Genomic DNA, 17,152 nt, shown 5'->3' with positions numbered 1-17,152 from the left:
GCGGCCGTCCGCCGGGCCGACCGTCGCCGCCCGTTGTCCGGGACGGTGAGCCGGGACACGCCCGCGCCCGCCGATCGGGCTACGCTTGATCACGTGACCGCACGGCTACCGGTGTTCCCGCTCGCCACGGTGCTCTTCCCGGGGCTGGTACTGCCGCTGCACATCTTCGAGGAGCGGTACCGCGCGCTGGTCCGGCATCTGATGGCGCTGCCCGAGGGCGCACCCCGCGAGTTCGGGGTGGTGGCCATCCGCAGCGGCTGGGAGGTCGCCGCCGGTGCCAACGTGTCAGGTGCGGCGGCTGTCACCTTGCACGAGGTCGGCTGCACGGCCGAGCTGCGGCAGGTCACCGAGTTGGAGGACGGGGGCTACGACATCGTCACAGTGGGGCGGCGACGGTTCCGGCTGGGTGATGTCGACAGTGACTCCGCGCCGTACCTGACCGCCGAGGTGCAGTGGCTGCCCGAGCCGGACGGCCCGGACGAGACCGCCGACCTGCTGGCCGCCCGGGTGATCGCCGTCTTCCGGCAGTACCTGGGCCTGATCCGGGCCGAGGCCGGTCAGCTGACCGAGCAGTTGCCCGAGGACCCGACGGTGCTGTCCCATCTGGTCGCCGCGACCGCGGCGTTGACGGTGGCCGACCGTCAGCGACTGCTCGCCATCGACAGCACAGCGGCCCGACTCCGCGCCGAGCTGCACCTGCTCAACCGCGAGGCGGCTCTGCTGCGCCAGGTGCGGGCGGTTCCGGTGCCGCTGGCGGAGCTGGCGACACCCCCGCCGGCCCCGAACTGACCTCTTCCGCCGGTCCCGGGATGGGCGGCGGCTGCGGCCCGCGCCAGGCCCCGTCCGGCTCCGGTCCCACCGGCTCCGGAGCCGCTGGCGGCTGCGCGGCGAGCCAGGCCAGGTCCGGCTCCGGCTCCGGCCGCAGCGACGGCCACCGCGACCAGCCGGCGAGCAGGGTGTACATCACCGCGGCGGCGAACGCCGGCAGCAGCACGTTGCCGTAGGGCACCGGCAGCACGCCGAGGAACAGCTCGATCCCGCCGGCCCGCAGGTCGGCCGGCTTGCTGAAGCGCGTGCCGTCCGGGGCGGTCTCCAGCAGCCGCTGGTAGCCGGCCAGGCCGACCCGACGCCCCACCTGCCAGGCGACAAGCGCCGCGGCGAGCCCACCGGCCGCCGCGACGACCAGCCCGACCGGTCCCCGGTGGCGACGCAGCAGGAACCACACGGCGAGCGCGCCGAGCACCCCGAACGCCAGCCCGAGCAGGCTGAACCACCCGTCCGCGGCGATCGGCTGCTCCGGCTGCGCCTGGCCGTAGACCGCGCCGTCGGCGCTCTTGACGACCGGTGTGGCCGGCGCGACCGCCGCCCAGAGCCACCCCAGCGGCGCCCCCAGCAGGCCCATCACCAGCACCGTCGCCACCCCGAACGCTGCTGTTCGGCCACGCCCTTCCGGCCGCCCGGTGATCGGCCAGGCGGGATCGGTGGTCGGCTCGGCGGACCCGGCGGACGCCACGGTGGGGTCAGTAGGCGCGGCGGGCGCGGCGGGATCGGTGGTCGGCCCGGCGGGCTCGGTGGATGACGCGGCGGGCTCGGTGGCCTCTGTCGTCGGATCGGTCGGGAGGGCCGCCGGGGGCCGTGCGGGCGGCTCGGCGGCGGGGGTGGTCGGACTCACCTGATGATCCTCGCAGCTCCCCGCATCGGCCGTACACCGTGTCGCGGCACCAGGTGGCCGCGGGCCGCCCGGATACGGTCAGCGGCCGAACGGCTCCAGCATCGTCGAGGCAGCCCGCAGCCAGGCCTGCCGCGTGTCGCCCTGGAGCTGGTGGTACTCGATCGACGATCCGGTCTCCAGGGCCGGGTCGTACGGCACCACTGTCACCGCCCGGGTCCGGGTGGCGAAGTGCTTCTCCAGGTCGCTCTGCAACGGCAACCGTCCGGGGGTGGGGCAGGAGATCAGGGTGACGGCGTTGTCGGCCAGCTCACCCATGCCCTCCTCGTGCAGCAGGTCGAGCATCCAGTCCGCGCTGAACGCGGCGTCCTCGCGCGGCACCGTGGTGACCACCAGTTGATCGGCGGCCTGCATGACGGTGCGCCAGTTCGGGCTCTCCACGTTGTTGCCGGTGTCCACGCAGATCACGTCGTGGGTACGGCGCAGCAGCTCCAGCACCCGTTTGACGGTGAACTGGTCCAGTCGTTGGGCGAACCGAGGGCTCTCCTCACCGGCGAGCACGTCGTACGACCCGTCGGAGGCGTGCCGCAGGTAGTCGTCCAGGATCTCCAACAGTTCGGCGCCCTCCCGGATCTCGATCTGAACGAGATCGGCCACCAGGTGCCGGATCGTGCGGGCGTGCCGGGCGCTGCCGGCGCGCAGCCCGAGCGTGCCGCGCAACTCGTTGTCGTCCCAGGCCAGCACACCCCGGCCGCGTACGCTGCCGACGGTGGCCGCGGCCAGCACGGTGGCCGTCGTCTTGTGCACGCCGCCCTTGGGGTTGGCGAACGCGATCACCCGGGGGGTACCCAGATCGCGACGGAGCACGGCGGCGGCCCGTTCGAGATCGCTGCCGGCGCTCTGCGCCCGCCACTCGATGCGCCCGGGGCGGCCAGCCACGGCCGGCGGTACCACAGCCGGTGGCGGCCCCGGAGGCACCACCGCCGGCAACGGTGCCGGCGACGCCGGAGCCGGTGGGGCCACGGCCGGCGGCGCGACCGCCGCGGCGGGTGGCTGATAGCCACCGTTGTCCAGCAGGGCGTACCGGGACTCAAGCGGTGGCGCGGCGTGCCGGTAGCCGTTGTCCAACAGGGTGTACCGCGACTCGACCGGCTCCGGCCGGCGCGGTTCCGGTACCGCCGGGTACGGCGGCTGCCCCGGCTGTCCCGGGTACGGCTGGGCGGGACGTGCCGGGTCGACTCGGTACGCGGGTTCGGCCCGGTACGCGGGTTCGGCCCGGTAGGCCGGTTCGGCGCGGTAGACGGGCTCCTCGCCGTACGACCGGTCCGCCGGCTGCCCGACGGCTGGTACCCGCCCCGCGTAGCCGGTGCCGGGCCCCCGTCGCGGCAACGGCTCGGGCGACGGTGGCCCTGGTGGCGGCTCCTCGGCCCGCCGCTCGGTGGCGGGCGGCTCCGCGTTGCGACCGCCGAGGCGGGCTCGGTCGAGCAGCGCCCGCCACCGCCGTGCCGGTTCGGCGGGTCGTCCCCAACCGGTCTCGCTGCCCTCCACGGATCGCCTCCCCAGCGCTACGGTCTCCGTCTGACAGGCTACGAACGAAAGCCTATTGAGGCCACACCGGGCGGCAACCGGATGTGTCGACAACCGTCACGGTGTCGGCTCTGGATCATCATCCTCGACCATGTCCGCCGAGGTGGACGGCGTCCAGGTCGACGTCGAGAGGGCGGGCGACGGCGGTGCCGGTGACGGTGACGAATCCGTCACCTCCGGCACTGGCGAGCGGTCCGCCACTGTCGGTGCCGGCGTGGGCGGGCCGGCGGTGGCGGCGGCGGTGGGGCTCACGGTTGGCGCCGGGGTGGCCGTCCGGTCCACCGGCGGACGGACCACGTCCCGCTGCTCGGGCAGCGGTGGGGTGAACACCGTCCGCTCCAACCGCCGGACCTCCGGAGCCGGATCCACCACCCGCACCCCGGACCGGGCCGCCACGCCGCGTAGCTTCGTCGGTTCGGCGCGTACCACTAGCGCGTACAGACAGGCGCACTCGGACCGGTACGCGGCTGCCTCCGCCGCCGCCACCTGGGCGCCGCTGAGGTACAGCTCGCGCAGCTCGCGTTCCGGTGGCCCACCGCCGCCCAACGCGGTGGCCCGGGCGCGGTAGTCGGCGGCCTCCCGCTCCTTACGCTCGGCGAGCTTGACCATCCCGGCCGTCACGTCCTCCGGCACCCGCTGGGCCGGAATGCGGACGATCTCGGTCTGCCGCTCCGGCAGCGGCACCCGGCCGAACACGACAGCGACCCCCACGTCACCGACCACCGCGGCGAGCCGGGCCGGGGTGAGGTACTCGTTGAGCGAGACCAGAGCGTACGTGCCGTCGCCGAGCGGCCGGCCGGCCAACGCGGCCAGGTCGGCGGCGGCTGCCGCTTCGTAACGGGGGATGGAGTCGCCCTCGACCACGCCCACCCGGGTCACCTCACCGACCGTGCGGTCCGGCACGGGAGGGCCACCTGTGGCGAGCACCGCCGTGGCCAGCACCGTGGCGCACGACAGCATCGCCACCCAGCCGAGCAGCGGAGTACGGCTCGGACCGTGGCCCAGCCGGGTCACCGTGGCCGCGAGGCGGGGCAGCAGTCGCTGGTCCAACTTCCGCAGCAGATCGCCGGCGCGCACGGGCGGTCCCCTCGTCGGTCGGTCGGAACGGGCGGGGCGCGTCAGTCGCGGAGGATGTCCAGCGCGCGTCCCAGATCGTCAGGGTAGTCGCTGACGAAGCGGACCTCGTCCCCCGTACGGGGGTGCTCGAAGCTCAACTCTCTGGCGTGCAACCACTGCCGGTCCAGTTTGAGCCGGGCGGCGAGTGTCGGATCGGCGCCGTACGTGAGGTCACCCACGCACGGATGCCGCAGCGTCGAGAAGTGCACCCGGATCTGGTGGGTCCGGCCGGTCTCCAGCCGTACGTCGACAAGGCTCGCGGACGGGAACGCCTCGATGGTGTCGTAGTGGGTGATGCTCGGCTTGCCGCCGGAGACCACCGCCCAGCGGTAGTCGTGGTGCGGGTGCCGATCGATCGGGGCGTCGATGGTGCCGCGCAACGGGTCCAGGTGCCCCTGCACCACCGCGTGGTAACGCTTCTCCACCTCCCGGTACTTGAAGGCCCGCTTCAGCACGCTGTACGCCTGCTCGCTCTTGGCCACCACCATGACGCCCGTGGTGCCGACGTCGAGCCGGTGCACGACGCCCTGACGCTCGGCCGCGCCGCTGGTGGCGATCGTGTGCCCGATCGCGGCGAGCCCACCGATCACCGTCGGACCGGTCCACCCCGGGCTCGGATGCGCGGCCACGCCGACCGGCTTGTCGATCACCACGATGTCGTCGTCGGCGTACACCACGCGCAGGCCGGGCACCGCCTGGGGCACCACCACAGGTGCCGCGGCCGGCGCGGGCAACGTCACCTCCAGCCAGGAACCCGCCCGCACCTTGTGCGAGTTGGGTCGTACCGCACCGTCCACAAGCGCCTCTCCGGCGTCGACGAGCGCGGCGGCGGTGGTACGGGAGAGGCCGAACAGTCGGGCCACGGCCTGGTCCAGCCGCATCCCGTCGAGTCCATCGGGTACCGGCAGGCTGCGTTGGTCGCCGCCGGCGGCGAAGGTGGCCGTCATGCCCGCTCCCGCTGTCCGCCGTCGCTGTCGGTGGGGCTCTGTCCGCCTGCGTCGACCGTCCGCCGGTCGGCGGGGTCACCGCCCGCCGCCGCGTCGTCCCGACCAGCGTCACTGCGCCGGTCCTCGGCCAGCGCCCGGGTGCCGTCGCGTTGGCGGCCGGTGAACTCCAACCCGACGGCGAGCAGCACGCCGCAGACCAGGGCGCTGTCGGCGACGTTGAAGATCGGGAAGACCCGACCGTACGGGTCGAAGACGCTGAACATGTCGACCACGTGACCGACGAACCAGCCCGGGGCCCGGAAGATCCGGTCGATCAGGTTGCCGACCACGCCGCCCACCACCAGGCCCAGCGAGATCGCCCACGGAACCGAGCGCAGGGTCCGCGCCATCCAGGCGATCCAGCCCAGCACCCCGATCGCGATGATCGGAAAGATGAAAGTGTAGTCCTTGCCGAGACTCCACGCGGCCCCGCTGTTGCGGGTCAGCGACAGGTAGAGAGCCCCACCCAGCAGCCGTACCGGCTCGCGGTCGCTCAGTTCCTGGAGCGACAGGTGCTTGGTCAACAGGTCGACGGCCAGCGCGAACACCGCAAGCGAGAGGAGGATCGTGACGGACCGGCGCCGCGATCTCGTGGCGGTGTCCGACCCGGTGGTGCCGGATCCAGCGGGCGGTGCTGCGCTCATCTGCTCCCCATCGACAATCGCGGCGGTGCCGTCGCACCGCCGCGCACGGACGCCGGGGAGCGTGCCGTCAGCGCCGCTCCTCCAGCTGCTTGCAGGTCACGCAGAGGGTGGCGGACGGGAAGGCGGCCAGCCGCTCCACCGGGATGGGGTTGCCGCACCGCTCGCACCAGCCGTAGCCACCCTCGTCGAGACGCTCCAGGGCGCGCTCGACCTGCGTGATCCGTTCCAGGATGCTGTTGGCGAGGGAGATCTCCTGCTCCCGCTCGAACGTCTTGGTGCCGGTGTCGGCCTGGTCGTCCCCGGCCGAGTCGGTGAGGCGGTCGCGCTGCAGCTCGGTGATCTCGCTCAGCGTCTGATCGTACTCGGCTCGCAGTTCCTCGTGCCGCGCCGCCAGCGCGGCTCGGATCTTCTCGGTCTCCGCGGCACTGCGGGTGGACTTCACCGCAGGCTTGCGGCCGGCGGTCCTGGTCTCGGCTGGCTTGGCCATCGTCGCTCCCTCGGCCACGGAGCCGCGGTAAGTCCGCGACACCTCGACAGGGGCCGCCAGCATCGGCCGCCCCAGGTACAAAACGGGCGCGCGGCGACGGGGCCGCGCACTCCGGAGGTTGGCAAGGATACGGAACGTAAAGGCGTCCGACAACGTGCCGCACCGAAACGCCCGCTCCACCCCGGTTACTGCCATTTCGGGGCAAAGGGAACGCTAGCAGATCATCGCCACTCAGCCGGCCCGTTCCGCGCCGTCCCGTAGCCGGCTCAGCCTGCCGGCCAGATCCGGCCCGGACGGGGTGACCAGGAAGAGCTTGTCCCGGCTCGCCGCGCCGGTACGCAGCGACACGGCGGCCGGCCGGACGCCCAGCGCGGCGGCCAACGCGCGCCGCGCAGCCTCGGTGGCCCTACCGTCAGCCGCCGGCGGATGCACCGCGATGACCAGAGCGGGCCCGTGCGGGCCGTCGAACCGGCCACCCACGCGCGCCCGGGAGGCACCCGGTTTCACCCGCACGGCGACGGTGAGCGCATCGTCCATCGAACCGACTCAGCGGCGTCCGGATTCAGACAACAGCACCGTGTCCGGGGTGCAGTGCGCGCAGGGGGTGAAGCCGAGTTCGACCGCCTCCGACACGGGCAGCGGCTCATGCTCCCGGCCGACCAGATGCGGACACTCGCCGAGGTGGTAGCGCGGCCGACCGTCGACGACCCGCACCTCGTCCGTCAGACGGGCCACCCGGGCCGCCTGCTCGGCGGTGATCTCCTCGGCCCCGGGCTCGTCGTCGTACCCGTCGGCGAAGCCGGGCCGCTCACGCGGCTCGGACACCGGCGAACCGGGTGGTTGCCGCCACCCGGAACCGCCGGTGTCCACGTCCGCCGAAGTCTGCTGAGTCGGAATGCCCGGCTCACGCCGGTCGCCGTCGCGACCCGCCTGGGTGCCGCTGGGAGCCGAAGCGCGGCCGGCCGCCTGGCGGGCACCGGCGACAAGCGCCACGGCGGCCAGCAGGCTGGCCCCGATCGAGACGACGAGCAGCGGGCTGGAGCCACCGGCCAGGCCGAAGACCAGCAGCACCACCGCGACGAGGATGAGCGCGAGACTGATGACTATCATTGCTCACCCTCGCCGTGTCGTACCGATCAGGCAGGGCGGGTGATCGCCGCGCTGGCGGCAGTCACCGACCCGGTTCAGCGACCGGCCTCAAGCGCGCCGGAGCGGCCCCCGCCGTAGGACCCCGCGAGACCCGCAGCAGCGAGCCCGTTGCCGGCGGCCCGGGCACCCTCGCCCCGGGTCATCTCGGCCTCCAGGCCCTGGCCACGGCCGTCGAGGTCACGCAGCTGGCTCTCCAGGTACGCCTTGAGCCGGGTGCGGTACTCCCGCTCGAACTGCTTGAGCTCCTCGATGTGCTTCTGCAACGCGGTGCGCTTGGCGTCCAGGCCGCCCATGGCCTCCTGGTGCCGCTGCCGGGCGTCGCGCTCCAGCGCGTCGGCCTTGGCGCGGGCCTCGCGGGTGACCTCCTCGGCCTTGGAACGGGCCTCGGAGAGCAACTGGTCGGCCTCGCGACGAGCGTCGGAGACGTGGTCGTCGGCGGTGCGCTGGGCCATCATGAGCACCCGCAGCGCCTGCTGCTCGCCGTCCGGGCCGGCCACGGCGCCACCGACGCCGACGGAGCGGACCTGCTCCAGCTCGGCCTGCATGGCGCGGGCGGCCTGCTCGGCGGCGGCCTTGTCGCGCTGCACCCGGTCGAGCTGGGCCTTGACGTCGTTCAGCTCGGCCGCCAGGCGGGCGTCGCCGCCGGGGCCGGCCGGGGCACCGCCCCGCCCACCGCGCTCCACCTGGGCGCGCAGCTCGTTGTTCTCCTCGATCAGACGGGCGAGTTCGCGCTCGACCTCGTCCAGGAAGGCGTCGACCTCCTCCTCGTCGTAGCCCCGCTTGCCGATCGGCGGCTTCTTGAAGGCGACGTTGTGGACGTCGGCCGGGGTCAGCGGCATCGAAACTCCTCGGGTCAGTTGCGGCCGCGATAGCGCGTCGGTCATCAGGCGGTCCTGATGATCGCCGGCTCTAACACAAACCTCATCAGCACGAACAGGATAACCAGGAGCACAAGGGAGGCCAGGTCGATGCTCACGGTACCAATTCGCAGCGGAGGGATCACACGCCTCAACGCCCGGAGCGGGGGATCAGTGACGCTCCACACGGATTCCAGTCCGGCTGACGCTCCCCGACCGGGCTGCCAGCGCCGGCCGTACTGCAACACCGCGCTCAGCACGAAACGGGCCAAAAGAACGATCAGGAAGATGTACGTGGCCAGGTAGAGAACCTGTAACAAGATCGACAACACGGCAGGCGACGTCCCTCAGGTCGGGCGGGTCAACTCAGGCTGAAGAACCCGCCCTCAGCGATCTTGGCCTTGTCCTCCGCGGTGACCTGGACATTGGCCGGTGAGAGCAGGAACACCCGGTTGGTCACGCGCTCGATCGTACCGCGCAGCCCGAAGGCCAACCCGGCGGCGAAGTCCACCAGACGGCGGGCATCCGCCTCATCCATCTCGGTGAGGTTGATGATCACCGGCACCCCGTCGCGGAAGTGCTCGCCGATCGTGCGCGCCTCCCGGTAGGTGGTCGGGTGCAGCGTGGTGATCTGGTAACGCTGCTCCTCCTCCGGCACCAACTGGCGCTCGCGTGGCTGCGCCTGCGGCGCCAGGGCGAGGTTGTCCCGGGTGTGGTACGTCAGCGCGCCTGACGAGTCGCCGGTGGACCGGGTGATCGACCGGACGCTGGACCGCTCGGCCCGGTCCGGACGCTCGGCGCGCTCGGACTCCAGCCGCTCGGCCTCGCCCAGCCGGCCCGGACGCTCACTCAGGCGGCCACGCTCGCCCAGCCGTGGCCGGGGCGCCGGCGGCTCCTCCGCCTCGTCCTCCTCGTCGGCGAACTCCTCGGCGTACCGGCTCTGCCGGTAACGCGACTCCCGGTAGCCACCCTTGTCGTAGCCACCGTCGTCGTAGGCCCGCTCGTCGTCCTCTTCGACAAGTCCGAGCCAGACCCCCGCCTTGCGCAGTGCACCCATCCCCGCGCCCTTCCCGTCCGCCGTGCGGCACACGCCCCCGCCGTGTCGCCTGTCGCGAGTGGACCATCCCTGCCCACCGGACCGGAACGGCAATCCCATGACGCGCAATTCGCGTTGCACGTCACGCCCCCCGGTCGCCGGGAAGGCCGTTCCCACAAACAACACTTATGTAATTTGCTTCCCTCGCGGCCAGGCTACCGCAGCGTGGGACGCATTCCGAGCAACGCACTGCCGACGCGGACATGTGTCGCGCCGTGACCGATTGCCGCCTCCAGGTCACCGCTCATCCCGGCGGACAGCTCCGTGGCCTGTGGATGGTCCGCCCGCACCAGCGCCGCGACAGTGGCCAGCCGGGCGAACGCGCGCTCCGGCTCCCAGCCCAGCGGCGCCACCGCCATCAGACCGGCCAGTCGCAGCCCAGCGGCGGCGGCGACCGCATCGGTGACCGGGCCGAGACCCACATCCGGATCGGCCGAGTCCGGCACGGCACCGCCCCGCGCCGTGTCACCGTCGATGCTGACCTGCACCAACACGTCCAACGGCCGGTCCCGGCCAATGGACGTGACACCCGCGTCCAAGGCGGACGCCAACCTGACGCTGTCGACGGACTGGACCACGTCCGCGTACCGCAGCACCGACCTGACCTTGTTGCGCTGCAAGCGGCCGACGAAGTGCCAGCGCGGGGTGACTCCGGCGGCAGCTACCTGCGCCGCCTTGGCCGCCGCCTCCTGGTCGCGGTTCTCCCCGACGTCTGTCACCCCGAGGGCGACCAACGTCACCACGTCCGCCGCCGGGTAGGTCTTGGTGACCGCGATCATGGTCACCTCGGCCCGGTCCCGGCCCGCGGCGGCGCAGGCGTCGGCGATACGGGAGCGTACGCGGGCCAGCCCGGCGGCGATCTCCGCGCGCCGGTCGGCTTCCGCAGTGGTGTGACTGTCGGTCATCGGCGGCGTTCAGGACCCGTTCTTCAGGAAGTCCGGCACGTCCACGTCGTCGAAGAGCACCCGGCGCGGCGACTGCGGCGTGGCCGGAGCAGCCGGCGACGGCACGACCGGCGTGCTCGGCTGAGCCGGCTGGTTCTGATTTGTCTTCCGGGTCGGCTCGGCCGCCTTGTACGCCGGAGTGCCGCCGTCGAAGCCCGCCGCGATCACGGTGACCCGCACCTCGTCGCCGAGCGCGTCGTCGATCACCGCGCCGAAGATGATGTTCGCGTCCGGGTGGGCGGCGTCGGTGACCAGTTGGGCCGCGTCGTTGATCTCGAACAGGCCGAGATCGGAACCACCGGCGATGGAGAGCAGCACGCCTCGGGCACCGTCCATGCTCTGCTCGAGCAGCGGGCTGGAGATGGCGGCCTCGGCGGCCTCGACCGCACGGTTCTCGCCCCGGGCGCTGCCGATGCCCATCAGCGCGCTGCCCGCGCCGCTCATCACGCTCTTGACGTCGGCGAAGTCCAGGTTGATCAGACCCGGCGTGGTGATCAGGTCGGTGATGCCCTGGACACCGGAGAGGAGCACCTGGTCGGCGGTCCGGAAGGCGTCCATCATGCTGATGTTGCGATCACCGAGCGCCAGCAGCCGGTCGTTGGGAATGACGATCAGGGTGTCGCACTGGTTGCGCAACTCGTCGATGCCGGCCTCGGCCTGCACCTGGCGACGCTTGCCCTCGAAGGAGAACGGCCGGGTGACCACACCGATGGTCAGCGCGCCGAGCTTCCGAGCGATGTTCGCCACCACCGGCGCGCCACCGGTGCCGGTGCCGCCACCCTCACCGCAGGTCACGAAGACCATGTCGGCCCCCTTGAGTACCTCCTCGATCTCGTCGCGGTGGTCCTCGGCGGCATTCTTGCCGACGTCCGGATTGGCGCCGGCGCCCAGGCCACGGGTGAGCTCGCGACCGACGTCGAGCTTGACGTCGGCGTCGCTCATCAGCAGCGCCTGCGCGTCCGTGTTGATCGCGATGAACTCGACGCCCTTGAGCCCAACCTCGATCATCCGGTTGACGGCGTTGACGCCGCCACCCCCGATGCCGACGACCTTGATGACCGCCAGGTAGTTGTGCGGAGGTGTCATCTCCGGTCCTTTCCTTCGAGATCGGCTACTCCCCGACCGGCTACAGCCTGGCCGGACCGACGGTCGACGCAGCTACCACCACCGAGGTCGAGAGGTAAACCCTCACCCTCTACTAGAGGGTTAGAGTTATGTCAACCACTGATCCTCTTCCGGGCAACGTAAGCGCAGCCGAGCGATGAGCCAAGGACCGCTCCGGCGTGTCGCCGGTGTAGCGAGACGGCTCACCACTGACCGGCCGCTCACCGGAAGGTGACCACGTCCGGCGCGCTCACGTCGATCCGAGCCGCGTCCTGGTCGAGCAGCGCGGTGGCCACCCGCGCCTTGTCCGCGCCCCGGGTCGCGTCGCCCCAGAACACCGTACGGTCGTCACGCAACTTCAGGCTGATCCGCGCCAACCCCTCGACACTGACCTCGACCAGTTGGTCGAGCAGCTCCGGGGTGAGTGCGCCGAGCACCTCCAGGCCGGCCTGGGTCTCCGGATCCTCCGGACCGGGCGTGGCCAGCCGTACCAGCGGCAGCCCGTCCGGACGCTGCGGCACCGTCCGGAACACCACCCCGGCGGCGTCGACCACCGCGAACTGCTCCCCGCGCGGCACCACCGCCACACCCGTGCGCTCGGTCAACCGCACCACCAACGCGTCCGGCCAGTCCCGGGTCACGGTGACCCGCTCCACCGGCGGCAGGGCACCGATCCGCCCGGCCAGCGTCGTCAGGTCGACCCGGGCCAGCGGGGCACCGTCCGGCACCCCCGCCGCGTCCCGCACCTGCACCGCCGTCACCAGCTCGGCGCCCTCCACCCGCACCTCACGCACCCCGAACAGGCCGGTGCCCAACAGCGTCCACGCCACCAGCCCGGCCACCGCGAGCAGACCAGCGGCCACCGCCCAGGGCAGCGCCGCCCGCATCCGACGACGCCGGGCCCGGGCCATGAACCGCCGGGTGGACGCGGGCACCGCGTCGCTGCCGGCGCGTACCAGCTGCCACCTGCGGACAGGGCGACGCCCCGCGCCACCGTCCACACCGGTGCCACGCCCACGGGCCGGACCGGGACTCATTCCGCGACGGGCGCCGCGCCGTCCACCCCGACGGCGCCGGGCACACTGCCCCCGATGCTCGTCGACCCGCCGGCAACGGTGCCGGTCAGCTCCTGCCCACCGGCCGTACGCGCCGCCAACACGGCCAGCAGCTCGTCGCCCATCAGCGAGATCGGCGGGGCCCCCATCGTCACCACCACGTCGCCGGGGCGGGCCCGACGGGCCACCTCGACCGGCGCGGCCTCCCACGCGTCGACAAAGACCTTCCGCTCCGCCGGCAACGACACCGCCTCGACGAGCGCCGTCGAGCCCTCGCCCGGTGCCCGCTGCTCGCCCGGCCCGAAGACCTCCAGCAGCACCAACTCGTCGGCGATCGCCAACGCCTCGGCGATCTCCGCCTGCAACTCCCGGGTCCGGTAGAGCCGGTAGGGCTGGAAGACGACGATCAGCCGGCCGTCACCTGCCACCTCGCGCAACGTCCGCAGGGCCAGCGTCATCGACGTCGGGTGGTAGGCGTACTCGTCGTAGACGAGCACCCCGTCCACGACACCCTTGCGCTCGAAGCGTCGGCGCACCCCGGGGAAGGCCGCGAGCGCGGCCTCCGCCGCCGGCAGCGGCAACTCCAGCAGGTACGCGGCCAGCACCGCCGAGGCGCTGTTCAGTCCCATGTGGCGGCCCGGCACCGGCAGCCGGAACTCGCCGAGCGAACGACCGTCGACGTGGGCGAGGTAGCGCACCCCCCGCGCCGAGGAGGCCATGTCGGTAAGCCGCAGGTCGGCGTCCTCGGCCTCCCCGTAGGTGTACACCCGACGCCCCTCGGTGCGCAGCGTCGCCGCCAGCCGCCGGCCACCCGCGTCGTCGGCGCAGGTGATGACGAAGCCGTCCGGGTCGGTGAGCCTGGCGAACTCGGCGAAGGTGGCCTCCAGGTTGGCCAGGTCGCCGTAGGTGTTCAGGTGGTCCGCCTCGACGTTCGTGACGATCGAGACGAACGGACGGTAGATGAGGAAGGAGCGGTCACTCTCGTCGGCCTCGACCACGAAGTACTCGCCGGTGCCGTGGTGCGCCCCGGAGCCCCCCTCGGAGATCTCCCCGCCGATCACGAAGGACGGATCAGCCCCGGCCTGCTGAAGCACCATGGTGACCATCGAGGTGGTGGTGGTCTTGCCGTGGGTACCGGCGACGGCCACGGTCCGGCGACCGGTCATCGCCGCCGCCAGGGCCTCCGAGCGGTGCAGCACCCGCAGCCCGCGCCGGCGCGCCTCCACCATCTCCAGATGGTCCGCGGGGATCGCCGAGGAGTACACGACTGTGTCGACCCCGTCGAGGTTCGCCGTCTCGTGGGTCATGTGGATGGTCCCGCCGAGCGCCCGCAGGCCGGCCAGCGACGGCCACTCACGCAGTTCGCTGCCGGAGACCGGCAGGCCCCGGGTGAGGAAGAGCCGGGCCAGCCCGCTCATGCCGACGCCGCCCACGCCGATCAGGTGGATGTGGCCGAGATCCTCGGCCGTCAGCGTCCCCGCCGGGCTGAACGTGGTCATCGGGACCAACCTTTCGTTCGCGACTGCGGGGCTCGCAGAACCGGCTCACTCCTCGCGCTCACCGGCTAACCGCCTCGTAGACGAAGTTGAGCAGCGCCTCGTCGCCGTCGCGCCGGCCGTAGGCCGCCGCGGCGGTACCCATCGCGTGCAGCCGCTGCGGGTCACGGATCAGCGGGATGACCGTGCGTTCGAGCCAGTCCGGGGTGACCTCGGCGTCGTCGACGAGCAGCCCACCGCCGGCCTCGACCACCGGCAGCGCGTTGCGCTTCTGTTCCTGGTTGCTGTGCGGATAGGGCACGTAGATGGTCGGCAGCCCGATCGCGGCGACCTCGGCGCAGGTCATCGCCCCGCCGCGGCCCAGCATCAGGTCAGCCGCCGCGTACCCGGCGTCCATGTCGGACAGGTACGGCAGCGTCACGTACGGCACCGGCAGGTCGGTCGGGACCGACACCGGCTCGTTGCGGGCGCCTATCACGTGCAGCACCTGGATGCCGTTGCGGGCCAACTCCTTCGCCGCACCGGCGACCGCGAGGTTGATCGACCGGGCACCCTGCGACCCACCGGCGACGAAGAGCACCGGCAGGTCGGGGCGGAGCCCGAAGTGGGCCCGTGCGGCGTTACGCATCGCGGCCCGGTCCAGTCCGGCGATGCTGCGCCGCAGCGGTACGCCCACCACCCGGGCGTCGCGCAGCGACTCGGCCTGCGCCGGCTGGTGCGGGAAGCCCACCGCCACATGCTTCGTGAACTTCATCCCCAGCCGGTTGGCCACCCCCGGCGGCACGTTCACCTCGTGGATCACGATGGGCAGTTCCCGTCGCCAGGCGGCCAGGTAGGCCGGCACCGAGACGTACCCACCGAAGCCGACCACCACGTCGGCGCGTACCTCGTCGATGACCTTGCCCGCGGCGCGGGCGGCGGTCCACATCCGGCCCGGGGTACGGACCAGGTTCATGTTTATCGAGCGGGGCAGCTGGTAGGCGGGGATGTTCCGCAGGTCGTACCCGGCCGGCGGAATCAGCTCGTTCTCCAGGCCCTTGGGTGTGCCGAGGCAGGTTATCCGGACGCCAGGGTCATGCCGGCGCAGGCAGTCGGCGAAGGCGAGCAACGGGTAGATGTGCCCCCCGGTGCCACCTCCTGCGAGCACCACCGAACGCAGCGGACCCATCAACGTCTCCTCTCGCTCGCCGTCCCGCCGCGACCCCGGGTAGCCCGGGTGCCACGCGGTGTGGCCTGGTCGTCCGTGCGCCGCTTGCGTGCCTGAGGCACGGGGCCCCGGGCCGTCGACGGCGACGCCGCGCGGCGTCGCCGGCCAGGAAGCGGCGGCAACGGTGCCCACACTAGTCGGACCCACCGGGCCGGCGGACGGGCATGCAGGGCCCGGGCCGCATCGGGTTCCGCGCGGGCGAACGAGGCGAGCATGCCGACCGCCGCGAGGGTGACCACCAGGGCGCTGCCGCCGTCGGAAATGAAGGGCAGAGGTACGCCGGTCAGCGGCAGCAGCCCGATCACCCCGCCGATGTTGATGAACGCCTGCCCGACCAGCCAGGCGGTGGCGCCGGCGGCGGCCAGCCGACGGAACGGGTCGTCGACCCGGCGGGCGATGCGCAGGCCGGTGTAGCCGAGCACGGCGAAGAGAGTGACGATCACGGCGCAGCCGACCACCCCCAGTTCCTCGGCAATCACCGCGAAGATGAAGTCGTTCTCGGCGGCCGGCAGCCAGGCCCACTTGGTCCGGCCCTGGCCCAGCCCGGTGCCGAACCAGCCGCCGTTGGCGATGGCGTACCGGGCCTGGACCATCTGGTAGCAGAGCTGCTCCTTGCAGGCGTCCAACGGCGGCGGGTTGAAGAAGACGGTGAGCCGGGCCAGCCGGTAGTTGTCCTCACCCCGCACACCCGAACCGGCGCCGAGGGAGGCCACCGCCACCAGCAGGCCGATGCCGAGCAGCCCGATCGTGCTGAGTGCGGCGAAGACCCGCAGCCGCACCCCGGCCGCCCAGAGCAACCCCACCACCAGGGCCAGCAGGCAGAGCATGCTGCCCAGGTCGTTGTAGCCGACCAGGACGAACAGCAGCCCCACCACCGGGAACAGCGGCGTGGCCAATTCCCGCCACCACCCCAGCGTCGCGCCCTTGCGGGCGAGCACGTGCGCGCCCCACAGCACCAGCGCGAACTTCGCCAGCTCCGAGGGTTGCAGGCTGATCTCACCGACGTACAGCCAGAGCAGCTTGGCCTCCAGCGGGCCGATCTTCGCGTCGCCGTCGGTCAGCCGCCCGTACGCCACCAGCAGGTTCAGCACGATCAGCAGGCCCACCGCGACCGCCAGGGTCGGCCGGCCCAGGGTCCGGTAGGTGCTGGCCGGCAGGCGCTGGCAGGCCCAGAACGCCACGATGCCGATCACCGCGAAGATCGCCTGCTTGGTCAGCGACGCCGAGGCGTTGCCGCCCTGGGCGTAGTCCCGCACGCTGGTGGCCGAGAAGACCATTGTCAGCCCGATCAGCAGCAGCAGCCCGGCACTGGCCAGCAGCAGGTGGTAGGAGGCCAGCGGCCGGGACAGCAGGCCGCGCAGCGCCGCCAGCGACCCCACCGCGTCCAGCCCCCGCCACGCGCCACCGTCCGACCCGACGCCGACGGCACCCGCCCCGGCCGAGCGGGTGGCACCGCTGCCCGTACCTGACCCGGGTGGCCGCGGCGGGTCCTCGGTTCGCACCGCACCGCCAGCCGCATCCACCGCTCCGGCAGCTTTCGCTGAGCTGGCGGCCTTCACCGAGCTGGCCGCCTTACCCGCCCCGCCAGCGGACCGCCGCCTGCTCGGTGCCACACCCTTCTCGTCCCGCGCCTCCCCCACAACGCCATCATCGCCGCTGCCGCCATCCGACACCGCCGCTATCGCCCACTCGGCGTGTCGCACTTGCCCCCAACCGGTTGATCATGAAGTAGTTGCCACGCCACGCCGCTTGGGG

18 protein-coding genes are annotated in these 17,152 nt (G+C 72.5%); 1 reads left to right on the top strand and 17 read right to left on the bottom strand.

Annotated features, from left to right (window positions below; genetic code table 11):
• Positions 1-93: 93 nt before the first annotated feature.
• The gene (locus Van01_RS28365) at positions 94-789 is read left to right on the top strand and encodes an LON peptidase substrate-binding domain-containing protein (RefSeq protein ID WP_204013995.1); all 696 of its coding nucleotides are present in this window, start codon (positions 94-96) and stop codon (positions 787-789) included.
• Here Van01_RS28365 and Van01_RS28360 read toward each other — a convergent pair.
• The 17 genes from Van01_RS28360 to Van01_RS28280 form a co-directional block, all read right to left on the bottom strand.
• Complete coding sequence (locus tag Van01_RS28360; RefSeq protein ID WP_308442430.1) at positions 701-1,672, bottom strand: DUF2567 domain-containing protein; 972 nt, start codon at positions 1,670-1,672, stop codon at positions 701-703. The genes Van01_RS28365 and Van01_RS28360 overlap by 89 nt on opposite strands.
• A gap of 78 nt (positions 1,673-1,750) precedes the next feature.
• Complete coding sequence (locus Van01_RS28355) at positions 1,751-3,217, bottom strand: MinD/ParA family ATP-binding protein (protein ID WP_204013993.1); 1,467 nt, start codon at positions 3,215-3,217, stop codon at positions 1,751-1,753.
• A 96-nt stretch (positions 3,218-3,313) separates the two neighbouring features.
• On the bottom strand, positions 3,314-4,333 hold the full coding sequence (locus Van01_RS28350) for a hypothetical protein (protein WP_204013991.1): 1,020 nt from the start codon (positions 4,331-4,333) through the stop codon (positions 3,314-3,316).
• 41 nt (positions 4,334-4,374) lie between these two features.
• Positions 4,375-5,319 (bottom strand): RluA family pseudouridine synthase, encoded by a 945-nt coding sequence (locus Van01_RS28345; protein WP_204013989.1) that lies wholly within the window; start codon positions 5,317-5,319, stop codon positions 4,375-4,377.
• Complete coding sequence (gene lspA / locus Van01_RS28340; protein ID WP_204013986.1) at positions 5,316-6,002, bottom strand: signal peptidase II; 687 nt, start codon at positions 6,000-6,002, stop codon at positions 5,316-5,318. The genes Van01_RS28345 and lspA overlap by 4 nt, the downstream gene beginning before the upstream one ends.
• A gap of 67 nt (positions 6,003-6,069) precedes the next feature.
• A complete protein-coding gene (locus Van01_RS28335; RefSeq protein ID WP_099844725.1) occupies positions 6,070-6,489 on the bottom strand; it encodes a TraR/DksA family transcriptional regulator in 420 nt (139 codons plus the stop codon).
• 231 nt (positions 6,490-6,720) lie between these two features.
• The gene (locus tag Van01_RS28330) at positions 6,721-7,026 is read right to left on the bottom strand and encodes a DUF167 domain-containing protein (RefSeq protein WP_099844724.1); all 306 of its coding nucleotides are present in this window, start codon (positions 7,024-7,026) and stop codon (positions 6,721-6,723) included.
• 9 nt (positions 7,027-7,035) lie between these two features.
• On the bottom strand, positions 7,036-7,599 hold the full coding sequence (locus Van01_RS28325; protein ID WP_204013983.1) for a hypothetical protein: 564 nt from the start codon (positions 7,597-7,599) through the stop codon (positions 7,036-7,038).
• A 74-nt stretch (positions 7,600-7,673) separates the two neighbouring features.
• Positions 7,674-8,477, bottom strand: coding sequence for a DivIVA domain-containing protein (locus tag Van01_RS28320; RefSeq protein WP_093401139.1), 804 nt, complete (start codon positions 8,475-8,477; stop codon positions 7,674-7,676).
• Positions 8,478-8,521: 44 nt separating this feature from the next.
• Positions 8,522-8,827 carry a YggT family protein gene (locus Van01_RS28315; RefSeq protein WP_099844721.1) on the bottom strand — a complete coding sequence of 102 codons (306 nt, stop codon included), beginning with the start codon at positions 8,825-8,827 and terminating at the stop codon, positions 8,522-8,524.
• Between the two features lie 29 nt (positions 8,828-8,856).
• Entirely contained in the window at positions 8,857-9,552 is a 696-nt protein-coding gene (locus Van01_RS28310) for a cell division protein SepF (RefSeq protein ID WP_204013980.1), read from the bottom strand.
• Positions 9,553-9,746: 194 nt separating this feature from the next.
• On the bottom strand, positions 9,747-10,496 hold the full coding sequence (locus tag Van01_RS28305; protein WP_204013977.1) for a YggS family pyridoxal phosphate-dependent enzyme: 750 nt from the start codon (positions 10,494-10,496) through the stop codon (positions 9,747-9,749).
• Between the two features lie 9 nt (positions 10,497-10,505).
• On the bottom strand, positions 10,506-11,621 hold the full coding sequence (ftsZ, locus tag Van01_RS28300) for a cell division protein FtsZ (RefSeq protein WP_204013973.1): 1,116 nt from the start codon (positions 11,619-11,621) through the stop codon (positions 10,506-10,508).
• A gap of 239 nt (positions 11,622-11,860) precedes the next feature.
• Positions 11,861-12,640, bottom strand: coding sequence for a cell division protein FtsQ/DivIB (locus Van01_RS28295; RefSeq protein ID WP_204014059.1), 780 nt, complete (start codon positions 12,638-12,640; stop codon positions 11,861-11,863).
• A 32-nt stretch (positions 12,641-12,672) separates the two neighbouring features.
• A complete protein-coding gene (murC, locus tag Van01_RS28290; RefSeq protein ID WP_204013970.1) occupies positions 12,673-14,193 on the bottom strand; it encodes a UDP-N-acetylmuramate--L-alanine ligase in 1,521 nt (506 codons plus the stop codon).
• A 58-nt stretch (positions 14,194-14,251) separates the two neighbouring features.
• Positions 14,252-15,358, bottom strand: coding sequence for an undecaprenyldiphospho-muramoylpentapeptide beta-N-acetylglucosaminyltransferase (murG, locus tag Van01_RS28285; RefSeq protein ID WP_204013967.1), 1,107 nt, complete (start codon positions 15,356-15,358; stop codon positions 14,252-14,254).
• Entirely contained in the window at positions 15,358-16,767 is a 1,410-nt protein-coding gene (locus Van01_RS28280; RefSeq protein ID WP_204014055.1) for an FtsW/RodA/SpoVE family cell cycle protein, read from the bottom strand. Before Van01_RS28280 ends, murG begins: the two co-directional genes overlap by 1 nt.
• Positions 16,768-17,152: the final 385 nt, after the last annotated feature.

This window comes from Micromonospora andamanensis, assembly GCF_016863495.1.
Lineage (GTDB): Bacteria > Actinomycetota > Actinomycetes > Mycobacteriales > Micromonosporaceae > Micromonospora > Micromonospora andamanensis.
The sequence above is the reverse complement of the archived record's forward strand: the minus strand, read 5'-3'. Positions and strand labels throughout refer to the sequence as shown.